12 protein-coding genes are annotated in these 15,466 nt (G+C 30.3%); 3 read left to right on the forward strand and 9 right to left on the reverse strand.

What is annotated here, in order from left to right:
* Positions 1 to 8 precede the first annotated feature (8 nt).
* From D1817_01580 to D1817_01590, 3 genes are all read right to left on the reverse strand, one after another.
* Positions 9 to 1,559: a LysM peptidoglycan-binding domain-containing protein gene (locus D1817_01580; protein AXT18601.1), complete on the reverse strand. Its 1,551-nt coding sequence runs from the start codon at positions 1,557 to 1,559 to the stop codon at positions 9 to 11.
* Between the two features lie 79 nt (positions 1,560 to 1,638).
* Positions 1,639 to 2,826, reverse strand: a complete 1,188-nt coding sequence (locus tag D1817_01585; protein ID AXT18602.1) for a phosphoglycerate kinase — start codon at positions 2,824 to 2,826, stop codon at positions 1,639 to 1,641.
* 18 nt (positions 2,827 to 2,844) lie between these two features.
* Positions 2,845 to 3,909 carry a DUF2652 domain-containing protein gene (locus D1817_01590; protein AXT18603.1) on the reverse strand — a complete coding sequence of 355 codons (1,065 nt, stop codon included), beginning with the start codon at positions 3,907 to 3,909 and terminating at the stop codon, positions 2,845 to 2,847.
* A gap of 114 nt (positions 3,910 to 4,023) precedes the next feature.
* Here D1817_01590 and D1817_01595 point away from each other — a divergent pair, with 114 nt between their 5' ends.
* Entirely contained in the window at positions 4,024 to 5,178 is a 1,155-nt protein-coding gene (locus D1817_01595) for a DNA polymerase III subunit delta' (GenBank protein ID AXT18604.1), read from the forward strand.
* Positions 5,179 to 5,230: 52 nt separating this feature from the next.
* On the opposite strand, the gene D1817_01600 is transcribed toward D1817_01595, so the two are convergent.
* The 5 genes from D1817_01600 to D1817_01620 form a co-directional block, all read right to left on the reverse strand.
* Positions 5,231 to 5,743 (reverse strand): OmpH family outer membrane protein, encoded by a 513-nt coding sequence (locus tag D1817_01600; GenBank protein AXT18605.1) that lies wholly within the window; start codon positions 5,741 to 5,743, stop codon positions 5,231 to 5,233.
* A 216-nt stretch (positions 5,744 to 5,959) separates the two neighbouring features.
* The gene (locus tag D1817_01605) at positions 5,960 to 6,811 is read right to left on the reverse strand and encodes a class I SAM-dependent methyltransferase (GenBank protein AXT18606.1); all 852 of its coding nucleotides are present in this window, start codon (positions 6,809 to 6,811) and stop codon (positions 5,960 to 5,962) included.
* Positions 6,812 to 6,854: 43 nt separating this feature from the next.
* On the reverse strand, positions 6,855 to 8,726 hold the full coding sequence (gene mnmG / locus D1817_01610) for a tRNA uridine-5-carboxymethylaminomethyl(34) synthesis enzyme MnmG (GenBank protein AXT18607.1): 1,872 nt from the start codon (positions 8,724 to 8,726) through the stop codon (positions 6,855 to 6,857).
* 88 nt (positions 8,727 to 8,814) lie between these two features.
* Complete coding sequence (ybeY, locus tag D1817_01615; GenBank protein AXT18608.1) at positions 8,815 to 9,234, reverse strand: rRNA maturation RNase YbeY; 420 nt, start codon at positions 9,232 to 9,234, stop codon at positions 8,815 to 8,817.
* Positions 9,221 to 12,676 carry a DUF4175 family protein gene (locus D1817_01620; protein ID AXT18609.1) on the reverse strand — a complete coding sequence of 1,152 codons (3,456 nt, stop codon included), beginning with the start codon at positions 12,674 to 12,676 and terminating at the stop codon, positions 9,221 to 9,223. Before D1817_01620 ends, ybeY begins: the two co-directional genes overlap by 14 nt.
* A gap of 120 nt (positions 12,677 to 12,796) precedes the next feature.
* Between D1817_01620 and D1817_01625 the strand changes: the two genes are divergently transcribed.
* Complete coding sequence (locus D1817_01625; protein ID AXT18610.1) at positions 12,797 to 13,036, forward strand: hypothetical protein; 240 nt, start codon at positions 12,797 to 12,799, stop codon at positions 13,034 to 13,036.
* Between the two features lie 78 nt (positions 13,037 to 13,114).
* Entirely contained in the window at positions 13,115 to 14,626 is a 1,512-nt protein-coding gene (locus D1817_01630; GenBank protein ID AXT18611.1) for a glutamate--tRNA ligase, read from the forward strand.
* A 32-nt stretch (positions 14,627 to 14,658) separates the two neighbouring features.
* On the opposite strand, the gene D1817_01635 is transcribed toward D1817_01630, so the two are convergent.
* On the reverse strand, positions 14,659 to 15,336 hold the full coding sequence (locus D1817_01635) for a hypothetical protein (GenBank protein AXT18612.1): 678 nt from the start codon (positions 15,334 to 15,336) through the stop codon (positions 14,659 to 14,661).
* Positions 15,337 to 15,466: the final 130 nt, after the last annotated feature.

The following is a 15,466-nucleotide window of genomic DNA, read 5'->3' on the forward strand; positions in this document are numbered from 1 at the left end:
TAATCTAATTATTTTTTAGAAACAACTAACGTTGTACCTTCATTTAAGTTTGTACCACTAATATCGTTCCAATCTTTAATATTTTGAACAGAAACTCCAGGAAATTTTTGAGCAATGCTCCATAATGAATCGCCTTTTTTTACTGTATAGGTTTTCCCATTGGTTGTTTTTGAAGTAGAATTTGATTTTATAGTACTCGTTTTTGTATTAGTAACAGGTTTTCTTGGAAAAATAGTTAATCGCTGCCCTATACGTAAGTTATTATTTCTTAATCCATTCCATTGCTTTATTTGACTTACTCTTACACCATAGCGTCTTGCAATTTTACCAAGATAATCTCCCGAACGTACTCTATACCTAATTCTGGATTCTGCTTTTGTAAATTGTGGTAACGGTTTTTCTCGTTTTTCAATCTCAGCTTTAGCAAAAGCGTATATTTTCTGTTCGTTATTTACAAATTCACCAACTTTTTCTAAAGGCAATCGTAAAACATAGTCTTCATCTTTTATAAATGGAATGATATCTAACTTATAAGATGGGTTTAAAAACTGGAGTTCTTCAATAGGAACATCTATCAATTCTGAAATTTGATCTAACGTAATTAATTGTTTTACACGAATTGTATCGGTTTCGACATAAGTGATTTCAGGAATATCCGCTTTTAAACCATGTTCTTCAGCATATTCAAAAATATACATCGTTGCTAAAAATGCTGGTAGATATCCAGCTGTTTCACGTGGAAGATTAGGTCGAATATTCCAATAATTCTGATATCCTCCAGAACGCCTAATCGCTTTAGTTACATTCCCTGGCCCTGAATTATAAGCCGCTAATGCTAAATCCCAATCTCCAAAAATTTTATATAAACTCGCTAAATATTTACACGCAGCTTCTGTGGACATTATGGGATCACTTCGTTCATCAACATAACTGCTGACATCTAACCCAAACTGTTTTCCTGTTGTGTACATAAATTGCCACAATCCTGTGGCACCAACTCTTGATCTTGCTCTTGGTTTTAATGCAGATTCTACAATAGCTAAATATTTAATTTCTAAAGGGATATTATAATTATCAAGTTCTTTTTCAAACATTGGAAAATAAAACTTACTTAATGACATCAAGCGCTCTAAATGTTTTTTTCTGTTTTTTAAATAACTTTTTATAACACTCTCTAGAGATGGATTATATTCAATATTAAAAGGAGTTCTGGCATTTAATTCTTTTAATCTAGATTTTAAAGTATCTGTATGCAATTCTGGATAATAAATTGAGTCGTATTCTAACTCACGAACAGATTTATATATAGTATCATAGAGTGAGGAATTATAAAGTTCATTACGCCATTTCTCATCTATCTCTTTAGCAAATAAATTATCTTTTAAAACTCTATTTGATAATGAATCTTCAACAGGTTTTAAATTAGCATCAACAGTTAATTTTCCATCAATAACGGTATCTTTAACAATCTGATTTTGAGATACAATTGAATCTTTAGTTTGAGAAATTCCCACCCAAAAATTCAACATAAAAATTATTAAACACAATCGAAATATCATAGACTATAGATATTAGTATTGAACGATATTAGTGCTAAAATCGTATTTTTTAAACAGAATATAAAATATAATGTAATTCTTATCTTAAAATAGCTGCTATTCCAGGAAGCGTTTTTCCTTCCAAACTTTCTAACATTGCACCACCTCCTGTACTCACATAGCTTACTTTATTTTCAAATCCAAATTGTTTTACTGCTGCTACAGAATCTCCTCCACCTACAAGAGAAAAAGCTCCTAATTTAGTCGCCTTTGCAATTTCATTGCCTAATGCAATTGTTCCTTTTGCAAAATTTTCCATTTCAAAAACTCCCAAAGGTCCATTCCATAAAATAGTTTTAGAGTTTGCAATAATATTTGCAAAATTAGCCTGTGTATTTATACCAACATCTAAGCCCATCCAGCCATCAGGAATTTCATTAACAGGAGTTGTTTTAATTTCTGCATCATTACTAAAAGCATTTGCAACGATAGCATCAACAGGTAAATGTATTTGTACATTTTTCTGTTTTGCTTTATCTATAATTTCTAAAGCCAAATCTAACTTATCATCTTCAACCAATGAATTTCCTATTTGCCCTCCTTTTGCTTTTATAAAAGTAAATGTCATACCTCCTCCTATAATGAGGTGATCTATTTTATCTAAAATATTATCGATAATGGTTATTTTTGAAGACACTTTTGCTCCGCCTAAAATAGCTGTAATAGGTTTCTCTCCTGTTTCCATTACTTTTTTAATGCTTTCAATTTCCTTAGATAAGAGTGCTCCAAAACATTTTTGTTCTGGAAAGAATTGTGCTACTATTGTTGTAGAAGCATGAGCACGGTGCGCAGTTCCAAAAGCATCATTTACATAAACATCCCCTAACTTTGATAATGCTTCAGCAAATTGTAAATCACCTTTTTTTTCTTCTTCATGAAAGCGTAGGTTTTCTAATAATAAAACTTGACCTGGTTCTAATCCTGCTGTCGCTTGATTAGCTTCTTCTCCTATACAATTCGAAACAAAATTCACCTCTACACCTAAAACTTCTTCAACTTTATTTACAATGTGGCGTAATGAAAACTCATCCTGAACCCCCTTAGGCCTCCCTAAATGAGACATTAAAACACAGCTTCCTCCATCTTCTAGAATTTTAATAATTGTAGGCTTTGCTGCTAATATTCGTGTAGCATCTGCAACCTCAAAATTAGCATTTAAAGGCACATTAAAATCAACTCTAACAAGCGCTTTTTTATTATTAAAATTATAATCATTAAGTGTTTTCATCTATTTATATTCTTATTTTTATTTGGTTGTAAACCCTGAATCTATTAGTAATACAAGATCTTTTATGTTTTCGGCAGCATTTTTAGATATCTTTTTAGAGAATATGCCTTTAAAAAATATTCCTAAAGGCTTAAAATCAGCATAAGCTTCGATCTTCAATTTCGTATATCCATTAGCTTGAGGTTCTAAAATATAGTATACATTAAATTTTTTCATAAATGGCATACTATCTGTCGTTTCTCCGTACACTAATTGGTTTTCATTTACTTTTCTTGTAATTGTCGTTTGATCAATTTCTTGATTTTTCCCTATTAAACATTTATGCTTTCTGCCAGATCGATTTACTTTATTTTCCTCATATTCTAATTTATTAACACCTTTACTCCAAAGTAATCTATAATCAAAATTACTAATCACTTCATAAAGATCTAAAATTGGAGATTGTATGACTTCACTTATATTAAATAAAAGATGTTTAGGAACATCTTCTGGTATAGGTGGTACGTAGGGTAAGTTTTCTCTTAAATGAGATAATCTGCTATATCCATATACTATTTTTCCGAAGTCGTATTCTGCAATTCCTTTTGAAAATTCACTGTCAGTTTTAGAGAGTTGCTTTACGTTTTCTGTAAAAAGGGCATATTCTGTTATTGGCACCTCATTTTTAAGCAAACGATGTGCTTGTATAACATTACTCCCATAAGGCTTTTTAGTATTTTTTACTTCTATAAAATCTATTTCTCCATAATGAACAACAAATTTTAAACTAAGATTATATGCTGAAGAGCAAGCACCACAACGGCAAATACGTTCATATTCATAACGCTTTAAATGCATATGAAATGCTATATACATTTCATCAATCTGTTGTTTTATAGCATTAAAGTTAACCGATTCGCTTAGTTTATAAAAAAACAAAGCATCGCCTTCAATTTCAGCTAATTTTAGATCAATCGTATTTTTATCAAGAAGAATTTCTAATAGCTCCGAAATAATATGACCGCTGTGCTTAATGTCTGTGTGATGAACGAACTCTGTAAATCCCGAGATATCTGGTATAAAAAGAATTGCTTTTTCGGTCATATTTATGTTATACTTTTTCTGGTGTAAAAATACTAGGATTTATCATTTTATTCTATAAATAAGCTGTTAAAAAGAAATTGAAATGCTTCTGAAAAAATTACATAGTTTTGTGATATGCTATTTTCTGAAATCTTAGGGCAAGATCACCTTAAAAAACATCTAACACTAAGTGTTAATAATGGAAGAATTCCACACGCTCAACTCTTTGTTGGTCCAGAAGGTAGTGGTACTTTACCAATGGCAATTGCTTATGCTCAATATGTACTTTGTAACAATACTGAAGCTGAAAATTTAAATGGTAATGAAGCTTGCAATCTGAAATTTAATAGTCTCTCTCACCCCGATTTACATTTTGCTTTTCCTGTAGCGACAACAGGTAAAATAAAAAGTCATCCTGTTTCTAAATTATTTATGGAAGATTGGCGTGCACTTTTAAAAGAACAGCCTTATTGTAATTTATTTGATTGGTACAAACAATTAGGAATAGATAATAAACAAGGTGAAATTAGAGTAGATGAAGCTCTAGACATTATAAAATCACTCTCTTTAAAATCATATGAAGGAGGTTATAAAGTAATGCTCATTTGGATGGCCGAAAAAATGAACGTTGCTTGTGCCAATAAGCTTCTAAAGCTTATAGAAGAACCTCCAAATAAAACTATTTTTATTCTCATAGCTGAAGATGAAGAGCAAATTATATCTACCATAAGGTCTCGCTGTCAAATACTGCATTTCCCTCCTTTAAGTGAAGAATCTATTAAAAATGCTCTTATTTTAAAATACAGTATTGATGAGAATGCAGCTTCAAAAATTGCACATCAATCTAACGGTAATTATAACAAAGCTTGTGATTTAGTTTATCAAGATAGTGAAGATTTACAATTTGAAGAATGGTTTATTTTCTGGATTAGAAGTGCTTTTAAAGCCAAAGGTAATAAAGCTGCTATTCACGATTTAATGTCTTGGAGTGAAGAAATTGCTAAAACTGGTCGTGAAACTCAAAAACAGTTTCTTCATTTTTGTATCGACTTTTTTAGACAAGCGCTTTTACATAATTATCAAGCTCACGATTTAGTATTTATAGAACCTAAAGCAAAAGGGTTTAAGCTTGAAAATTTTGCACCTTTTGTTCACGAGAATAATATCCTAGATATCAGCAATGAATTACAAGATGCTATTTATCATATAGAGCGAAACGGAAATTCTAAAATTGTTCTAACCGATTTATCGATTAAGCTTACACGATTACTTCATAAAAAATCGGCATAAAAAAAGTGTTAGATCGTTATCTAACACTTTCTAAAATGTATTTATTTTTAATTTATTCTTTTGAGTAAGAGTTGTTTAACGCTTCTAATATTGTTTTTGTTAGATCATTTGCTTCTTCTCCAAACATAACACTTCCAGCTTCATTACTTCCCAAAATAAAGCTATATCCATTTGATTTACCGTAATCTTCTACAAACTTCCTCACTTTCTTTATTAATGAATCATTTTTAGCTTGACTTTCCTGTGATATTTGTTGTTGTTCAAATTGAACGCGTTGTGATAATACTTGCTCTTTTTGTTGAAATTCTTGCATTAATTTTTGAATTTCAGCTTGTGACATTTTTTTTGCTTTTATTTCTGCTTCATTAACTTCAAATTGAAATGATTGACGTAAGCTATCTGTTCTTTTTTGAAACGCATTTATTTTTAATTGAATTTTTGCTTCAATATCTTTTTTTTCTTGATACTCATTAATTAATGTAGAATTATCTACATATCCTATTTTTTGTTGTTGGCAAGACGAAAAACTTATTATAGCAATTGCAATTATTAAAAACTTCTTCATTTTATAAAATTTATGTTTGTGCAAATGTAAAAAAGAAGTAGTTCATTTTTGGTTAAAAACAACAAGATAATCAAATCTTATACTGTTTTCATTTTATATAATAAAAATTTATTGAAATTGAATTAAAATAAAGCGTTTTAAGCAACTTTAAATTTTATAAAACATATTTCTTCATTTTAACAACTAACTCTTAAAACAGGGTTTTGTAAATGCGTTTTAGTTGTTTTTAATGATATAAATTAATGACGAATATTCTCCTGTTTGTTTTGCTTTAAAATTTGAGCGCAATCCAGTTCGAAATGCGTTAAAAACATTCATCTTGCCAGATTTATATTTTTCAGAAAGTAAGCATACATAATACGAATCAAATTTCATAGGGAGCGTTTTAACTACTTTTAAATTTTCCCTAGATATTAATTTGGAAATTGATGTTTGCGAAAAATGCCAAAAGTGTCTTGGTACATCAAAAGCTGCCCAAAAGTTTTTATAATAATTCGCATCATAACTTTTATAATTTGGAACTGCAATTATTAAAGTTCCATTAGGTTTTAAGAGTTTTTTAAATACAGAAATATGTTCGTTTAAATTAGGAAGGTGCTCTAGTACATGCCAAAGTGTAATAACATCAAAACTGTTGCTTTTTAATTCTAGAAGATGTTCAGTTTTATAAACAGAGTTATTTGTTTTTTTATTTGCAATAGTTCTAGCTTTTAGATTAGGTTCTATTCCAAAAACATTCCAATTGTTTTGTTTCGCTAACTCCAAAAAATCTCCTGTTCCACATCCAACATCTAAAAGTGTTTTAGTTTCTAGTGATTGAGAATTGATAAGTTTTAATTTCTTTTTAAGAGAAATAGTTCTTACCAAATGATATATTTTTTCAAAAAGATTTCGCTTAGTATCTGTATGCGAAATATAATCTTCACTTTCGTAATAATCTGATAACTTATCTAAAGAAGGTTGAGGTGATGTTTCTAATAAATCTAATTCTTTATTGTAAATTAATCGAAATTCTTCTCCAGAAACTGAGTGATCTTTTACAGTCAAATAAATTTGTTTTTCTTTCATTAAACGAAAACTAGATTAATTCGTTCCACGTGGAACAATAAAATTAGCGTCCCATATAAACTAGTAATACTGAAATATCGTTTGGAGACACACCGCTTATTCTTGAAGCTTGCGAGATGGTCACTGGTTGAATTTTTTTTAGCTTTTCTCTGGCTTCATAACTCATCGATTTAATCTTAGAATAATCAAAATTAATTGGGATTTTTAAATCTTCTAAACGATTTAATTTATCTGCATTGTTCTTCTCTTTTTCAATATAACCAGAATATTTAACTTGGATTTCTGTTTGTTCAATTACCTCATCATCTAAATTATTATCTAAAATATATGCATCCACTGATTTAAATTTTCGAACATCATCTATAGTAATGTTTGGCCTCGCAAATAACTTAAACATCTTATCAGATTGTTTGACTGGTGATGAATTTTTAGATTCTAAAACAGGATTAGCTTCTTCAGGTTTTACACTTGTTGTTCTAAAAAAGCTAACGAATTTTTCAGCTTCATTGTGCTTTTCTTCCATTCGCTTTAAACGCTTTTCTGAAGCAATTCCTAATTTATATCCCTTAGGTGTTAACCTTAAATCTGCATTATCTTGTCTTAATAATGTTCTATATTCTGCTCTAGAAGTAAACATACGATATGGTTCTTCTGTACCTTTTGTGATTAAATCATCTATTAAAACACCTATGTATGCTTCATTACGTTTGAGTGTAAATGGATCTTTTTCTTGCACAGCTAAACTTGCATTTATTCCAGCCATTAACCCTTGAGAAGCTGCTTCTTCATAACCAGTAGTCCCATTAATTTGGCCAGCAAAATATAATCCATCAACTAATTTGGTTTCTAATGTATGTTTTAATTGTGTTGGAGGAAAATAATCATACTCTATTGCATAACCAGGTCTAAAGAATTTTACATTTTCAAAACCAACCACAGAGCGTAGTGCTTTAAATTGAACATCTTCCGGGAGTGATGTTGAAAATCCATTAACATAAACTTCAACAGTATTCCAACCTTCAGGTTCTATAAATAATTGATGTCTATCTTTATCTGCAAATCGATTAATCTTATCTTCTATTGAAGGGCAATATCTAGGCCCTATACTTTTAATACTCCCGTTAAACATAGGAGAACGATCAAAACCTTCACGTAACAAATCGTGTACCTCTGTACTTGTATAAGTCATGTGACAATCACGTTGTTGTTTTAATGGTTTTGTAATATCTAGATATGAAAATTTATCTGGATTTTCATCACCTGGTTGTTCAGTCATTTTAGAATAGTCTAACGAACGTCCATCAACTCGAGGCGGTGTTCCTGTTTTCATTCTGCCAGATTCAAAACCTAAATTTTCAAGTTGTTCAGTAATTCCTGTTGCTGCTCTTTCTCCTGCTCTACCTCCACCAAAATTTTTAGCACCTATATGAATTAACCCGTTTAAAAAAGTTCCATTAGTAAGCACAACAGTTTTTGCTTTCACTTCAATTCCAAGGGAAGTTTTTACTCCAACTACTTTATTTTTTTCAATTAATAATCCTGACACCATTTCTTGATAAAAATCAAGATTAGGAGTTTGTTCTAATAACAATCTCCAATCTTCAGCAAAACGCATCCTATCACTCTGCACTCTTGGGCTCCACATTGCAGGTCCTTTAGATTTGTTAAGCATCTTGAATTGTATCGCAGAAGTGTCACTAACAATGCCACTATAACCCCCTAAAGCATCAATTTCTCTTACGATTTGTCCTTTGGCAATTCCTCCCATTGCAGGATTACAAGACATTTGTGCAATGTTTTGAAGGTTCATTGTTATTAACAACGTTTTACTTCCCATATTAGCTGCTGAAGCGGCAGCTTCACTACCAGCATGGCCACCACCAACAACTATAACGTCATATACTTTATCAAACATAACTTTATGCTAGAATTATTAACTTAAATTGTTTCACGTGGAACAATTTAAAATTTATCTAATTTGAATTTGCAAATATACGCTGATTCTAAGAATTAATCGAAAGCACTCTTAAATAGTGATCTTCTTTAGCACGCATAAGAATAGCCTCTTCTTCTGATTTATCCTTATAACCACAATAGTGTAGAATACCGTGTATGATTACTCTTTGTAATTCAGAGTTAAAATCTACTTTAAAATCTTTTGCATTATCTTCTATTCTATCAATTGAAATATAAATATCTCCATGTAGTTCTTTTCCTACTGAATAATCAAAACTTATAATATCTGTTAGTGTATCATGTTTCAAGAATTCAACATTCAATTTATGCAGGTATTCATCATTACAAAACACATAATTAATTTCACCTTCTGTGCAATTTTCATTAAGAATAGTATTAGAGATCCAATTTCTTATAACAGATTCATTTTCTAAATTAAATTCTTTCTCAAAATTAAAGTTGATCATTTTTTGTTTTAAAATATTCTAATACTTTCTTTTTATAAACTTGCTGCAAAGGTAAAGTTTGTCTGTTTAAAATCTCTGTGGTATTGAAATATTCTTTAGCTTGAGGAATACGATTATTCGTAGTATTATTAAAGCGTTCATCATTCGTTTTTGATTTGCGCTTATTATCTTGACCTTGCTCAAACGTAGCATTCTCTAATTTTAAAAGTTGATGTTGTAATTCCTGAATCTTTTGAAGCGTTTGATTTGTGAATCCACTATTTAACAAATTTTCTTCAACTTCGTCAAAAGCTTTAGATAATTCTTCTCCAATTCCTCCTTTTCCTTCTTTTGCCAATTTATCCTGTAATGCTTGTCGTAATTGTTGTTGTTGTTGAAAAATTCTAAATAGTTCTCCATTAAGTTCTTCGCTATTTCCCTCTCCGTTTCCTAATTGACTGCCTTCTTGATCACCCTGTTGTCCTTCTCCTTCTTGCTCTCCTTTTTCGCCATCTTTTCCTTGACCTTGTTGCTTTCCTTTTTTATCTCCGGGTTTCTCACCATTCTCCTTTTTACCATTATCACTTTTTTTCTTTCCTTCTTCAAATTGTTTTTTCAATTCTTCTTGACTAATAATGATATCAGGAATAGATTCACCTCCCTTTCCTTTTCCTGGAGATGGGTTGAGTTGGTTTGATAAATTATCTAACATATCACTTAAAAAGTCAGCCAAAGTATTCGCAGCAGTAACTGTGTATTGTTGAGCAGCAACTCCTTGATACAATCTGTTTTCTGCAAGTTGACTCAGTGATTTATCTACGTTAAAAAACACTTCTGTAATTTCTTTATTTATTTGTTCAGATATTGAAGGTTGTCTAAGTGATAAAGCAAACAAACTGTCATCTACATGCTCAAAATGTTCTTTGAGACCTTGTTGTTTCCTTAGATATCCAGCATACTCGTTATGATTAACCTGTATGCTCTTAAACTGCTCCATTAAATCTTCTTGATCAAACGAAAACAATACTAAATTATCGAGAATTTGCCTTAACATATCTATATCTTCAGAAATTTGTTCACCTCCTCCACCTCCAGCTGGTTGACTTAAAGACTCACTCATTTTTCTCAGCTTTTGAGCTGCTTTTTTCTGATTTTTTTTTGCTTTATTCTCGCTTTGTTTTTGTTCTTCCTGTTTCTGTTGCTGTTCTTCGTTATTTTGTTCTGCGCCTATTTCTTTCTCTTCGTTCTGACTCTGTTCTTTTTTATCTAAATTTTCACTAGCTTCCTTCTGTTCTTTTTTAATTTCTTCTTCCTCCTTTTTGTCTTCAGGAACTTGTAAAGGTTGTTTTAGTTTTTTATTTTCTTTCTGAAGATCTTCTAATTCTTTTTGGATATCTTCAAATTCTTTATTCAGTTTATCTTGTTCTTCTTTAGTATTTTCTTCAGAAGATTTCTCTGATTGTTCTTCTTGTTTTTCTGCAAGTTTTGCTAAATCATCTTTTAGTTTTTCAGCTTTTTTAGTGACATAATATCGTTTGGTTAATTCTACTAGTTGCTCTAAACTTCTTTTTTTATTTTTATTTTGCTTTGCAAGTTCTTCAAGTTTTTCTGTGAGTTCTTCTTTTTCAAGTTTTTCAGCTAATTTCTCCAGTTCTTCAAGAAGTTTTTCATCTTTTTTAAGTTGTTCATTGTTTTCTTCTAAACGTTTTTTTAGTGCTTCTTTAAAAGGATCTTCTTCTTTATTTTCCTTTTGAAATTCTTCTAAATTATTTTTTAATTTTTTATTGAAATTTTGAAGTAAGTCCTCCTGTTTCTTTTGGCGTTTTAAAAAGTTTTCAAATTTCTTTTTGTCATTAAAATTAAGCTCTGCTTTTTCTTTTTGAGTTTTGGAAAACTCTTGTAACTCATTATCTTGCTCTTCCAATTTTTCTAAAGAGTTGTTTAAATTCTCTATAGTTTCACTTTGCTCTTTTAATTGCTCTTCTTTCACTTCATTTTTGGTAAGTTTTCTATAACTAAACACATTACTCTTTGTGCTTTTATAGCCATGAATTACATCATTATCAAACACCTCAAAATACAAATCGTAACTCACACCATCTTCAAGTTCTAACTGGTCTGGAAAGACACTAATAAATTCATCAAAATTAGAAGCAGCAACATTTAATTTCACAGTTTGTTTTTTACTCTCATCATTTAATGGGTAAAAAACGAGTTGTAATTTATTTAATCCATAATCATCGCTTACTTGTCCATAAAAATAAAGCGTTTGGCTGTCTAAAGAGTCTTGCTCCATTTGCATATTAAGCTCTGGGTGTTCATCACGAATAACATCAATTGAAAAAGATAAATTTTCGTAATTCTTAAGATTCTCATTACTTGTATTTAAACTATAATCTAAATTACGATTAAGTCGCTGAGATAACTTAAAATTATCGCTATCGCCTTCAAAATTAAATACAGAATCTCTTGTGGTGAGCGTTACCGTATTTGTAGATTTTGTTTTTAAATCCCATGTAATTTTAGTTCCTTGAGGGACAATAGCGTTTCCTGCACTTTTTAATACCTCATCTTTCTTTTTTGTATACGCAGGATAGTCTAAAATCATATCAAAGCTTAAAAGTGTCGGTACACCTATAACTTCTAAAGTATATGGTTTTGAATTGACATTATTTGCAAACAAATTAAACTCGATATTAGACTTTGGTTGAGAAAAGGTGTATTCGAACAACCCAGGATTGAGTTCTTTTAGATAGTACGTTTCATTATTATAAGTAATTTGAACACTTTCAGGAATCACTTCTCCTTGTGTCTGTACTTGTAATTTAAATGCTTTATTTTCAATCGCTTTTAAATCTTCATTAATCACAAAAAACTGAAATGGTGCTGGTGGTTCATAAGCTGTTTGGTAATTTACAACACGCTCATATCCATCACTAAACCAATTAAAATGTCCTGTTAATAATGACAACAAAACAATCATCACCGGAATTGCAGCATATTTTAAATACTTAATATTACCTTTTAAGTTAATCGCCAATTTAAAAGGGATTGGGCTTAACTCAATAGATTTCTGTTCAATACTAGCCAGTAACAATTCTGACTGTTGAGCATCTTCATTTAATTGAAGCACATTAAGTAATTTATCGTTTACTTCTGGAAAATGATTTCCTATAATTTTTGAAGCATCTTTATAATCAATTCCCCTTTGAAGTTTAAAGAGTTTTGATAATGGTACAGCAATAAATTTTGCAAATAACCCAATTTCAACTAAAATAAATATCCAAAACAAAGCAGTTCTTGCTCCCGTACTTAACCACAGCATATACTCTATAAATACTGTGAATAAAAAATACAATACTCCAGTAGCAAAAAACAGAATTGCTCCTTTTATTAAAGCATTGGTATAGTATTTTTTAATAAACGCTTCAAGCTTGTTTTGTATGTTTTTAAAGTTGTTCAATGTTTATCTTTATAGAATGAACTTATAAAATTACAATTTTATTGCTAACTTGTAGAATCTAAGCGCTATAACATTCTGTTAAAGTTTATCGATATTGATTGGTTTAAACCTTACAACAACATGCATATAACACTTAAAATTTTAATCTTAGTTTTAATTCTTATGACAATTCCTGTTATTTTAAGAACAGGAAAATCTATAAAAAAACGATATGGCAAAAGTGATTCAAAATTTATGAATACTATATTATCCGTTTTTTCAAAAAAGAATCGTTTAATTCATACCGTTATTATCGTGATGGCAGCTATAATTTTAATTGTTCTTATATTAATTGACACGATGTTAATTTCATTTCATTAGCTAATTTTTTAAATCTAATGCGCTCAATCTTTCATCTTAATTCTTATCAATATATCTTTGCAGTCTTAAAAATATAAGATGAGTCAAAATGTTCGTGTGCGATTCGCACCAAGCCCAACAGGCCCTTTGCATATTGGTGGTGTTCGCACTGCTTTATTCAATTACTTATTTGCTAAAAAACATAATGGTACTTTTATACTTCGTATTGAAGATACAGATCAAAACAGGTATGTTGAAGGTGCAGAACAATATATTATTGATGCATTAAATTGGTGCGGGATGCCTTTAGATGAAGGTCCTACTGTTGGCGGTGAATTTGGTCCATATAGACAAAGCGAGCGAAAAGACTTATATAAACAATATGCAGATGCTTTAATTGCTTCTGGAAATGCTTACTATGCATTTGATACTAATGAAGTTTTAGATACTCATAGAAAAGATCATGATGCAAAAGGAAAAACGTTTATCTATAACTGGCATAATCGTTTAAAATTAGAAAATTCATTATCACTTTCTGAAGAAGAGGTCAAAACAAAACTTGATAACGGTGATGATTATGTAATTCGATTTAAATCACCTCAAGATGAAACACTTTATTTAAAAGATATTATTCGTGGCGATATAAAAATTGATACTAACGTTTTAGATGATAAAGTTTTATTTAAAAGTGATGGGATGCCAACTTATCATTTAGCAAATATTGTTGATGATCATTTAATGAAAATCTCTCATGTTATTCGTGGCGAAGAGTGGTTACCATCCTTAGCATTACATTTTCAATTGTACAAAGCTTTTGGATGGCAAGCACCAGAATTTGCACATTTATCATTAATATTAAAGCCTACAGGAAAAGGCAAATTAAGTAAGCGTGATGGCGATAAACTTGGTTTTCCTGTATTTCCTTTAGAATGGAAAGATCCTAAATCTGGCGACATCTCTCGTGGATATAAAGAAGATGGGTATTTTTCTGAAGCAATGGTAAATTTCTTAGCATTTTTAGGTTGGAACCCAGGGACAGAACAAGAAATATTTAGTTTAGAAGAATTGATTAACGATTTTGATTTAAATCGTATTAATAAATCTGGAGCACGCTTTGATCCTGATAAAATAAGGTGGTTTAATCATCATTATATGCAAACTCAAAATAATGATGAACTAGCTTCAGTTTTTAAAAGTTTAAGACCTGAATTAGCAGATATTGATGTGAATTATATTGCAATGGCTATTAATTTAGTAAAAGAACGCGCCAGTTTTCCTTCAGATTTATGGAGCTTAAGTCATTTCTTTTTTCAATCACCTTTATCGTATGACGAAAAAGCCTCAAGAAAAGCTTGGAAAGAAGGTACTTCTGAATTAATGACTGAAGTAATTTCCATTGTTAATACTATCGAAGGTTTTAATATTGAAAACCTTCAAACAAAAATAAAAGGATGGATAACTTCTAACGAAATAGGGTTTGGTAAAGTAATGATGCCGCTACGCTTAGCATTAGTTGGTGCATTACAAGGTCCTGATGTGTTTGATATCATGTTTATGATTGGAAAAGCAGAAGCAGTAAAGCGTATTGAAAATGCAATTTCAGTTTTATAACTTTTTTAATTAAATAAGTATAACAATACTTTTTAAAATGTAAACATTGCAGAAACTGTGATAATAGATTGATTGCCTTTAAAATCTGAGTCTCCTCCTGTAGTGTTTAAGTTCTCATCGTTTAATTTATTCAATATGTTGGTGAACCCATATGTATAATGTGCTCTCAATTTAAACGCACCTATTCCTCCTGTAAACCCAGCAATTCCATTAGCATTAAACATACTAACATCAGTTATATCTCCTGCAGTTAGGGCATTATATCCATTTAAAATCAGGTTGCTTTGGTTGTCATTACTCAATTCTAATTTATCGTTAAACTGCAATTGAGGACCTATATCTAATGTAAAAAAGTTGCTAGCTAGTTTTATATGAAACATAAATGTTGCTTGCACTCCTTTTAAATTATACTCTATGTTTTGATTCTCAATAATATCAACAGCTGTCCTTCCTGAGATGTCAATATTATTTTGAAAAAATTGTAATCCAAAACTAACATTATATCTCTTATGAGGGATGTTTCCTGTGGCACTAAATCCTCCAACAAAACCTGTAGCGCTAGTAGTTTCAAAATTATCTGTCAAAATATTAAATTGTGTTACCCCTCCGTGAATTCCTATTCCATTTTTAATAACAACCACTTGAGAATGGTTATTTGTAACAAAACATAGCATAAATGCTACTAATAAAGCATAGTGTTTGTTTTTCATTTAAAAAGTATGTTTTTAGAGGGATGTTGGTTATAATGCGCAAGCTAATCATTTCTATTTATGCTCAAAATTATTTCGTATTCTTTTTATATGATTGAAATAAATATAACTTAATTTAGTATTCAAATAT

This window comes from Flavobacteriaceae bacterium, assembly GCA_003443635.1.
Taxonomy (GTDB): domain Bacteria; phylum Bacteroidota; class Bacteroidia; order Flavobacteriales; family Flavobacteriaceae; genus AU392.

What these genes read in the sequence shown, in the direction of transcription:
- D1817_01590 (AXT18603.1), bottom strand. Translation starts at nt 3,909, where the DNA reads ATGACCGAAAAAGCAATTCTTTTTATACCAGATATCTCGGGATTTACA.
- D1817_01625 (AXT18610.1), top strand. Translation starts at nt 12,797, where the DNA reads ATGCATATAACACTTAAAATTTTAATCTTAGTTTTAATTCTTATGACA.
- D1817_01630 (AXT18611.1), top strand. Translation starts at nt 13,115, where the DNA reads ATGAGTCAAAATGTTCGTGTGCGATTCGCACCAAGCCCAACAGGCCCT.
- D1817_01585 (AXT18602.1), bottom strand. Translation starts at nt 2,826, where the DNA reads ATGAAAACACTTAATGATTATAATTTTAATAATAAAAAAGCGCTTGTT.
- D1817_01605 (AXT18606.1), bottom strand. Translation starts at nt 6,811, where the DNA reads ATGAAAGAAAAACAAATTTATTTGACTGTAAAAGATCACTCAGTTTCT.
- ybeY (AXT18608.1), bottom strand. Translation starts at nt 9,234, where the DNA reads ATGATCAACTTTAATTTTGAGAAAGAATTTAATTTAGAAAATGAATCT.
- D1817_01580 (AXT18601.1), bottom strand. Translation starts at nt 1,559, where the DNA reads ATGATATTTCGATTGTGTTTAATAATTTTTATGTTGAATTTTTGGGTG.
- D1817_01600 (AXT18605.1), bottom strand. Translation starts at nt 5,743, where the DNA reads ATGAAGAAGTTTTTAATAATTGCAATTGCTATAATAAGTTTTTCGTCT.
- mnmG (AXT18607.1), bottom strand. Translation starts at nt 8,726, where the DNA reads ATGTTTGATAAAGTATATGACGTTATAGTTGTTGGTGGTGGCCATGCT.
- D1817_01635 (AXT18612.1), bottom strand. Translation starts at nt 15,336, where the DNA reads ATGAAAAACAAACACTATGCTTTATTAGTAGCATTTATGCTATGTTTT.
- D1817_01595 (AXT18604.1), top strand. Translation starts at nt 4,024, where the DNA reads ATGCTATTTTCTGAAATCTTAGGGCAAGATCACCTTAAAAAACATCTA.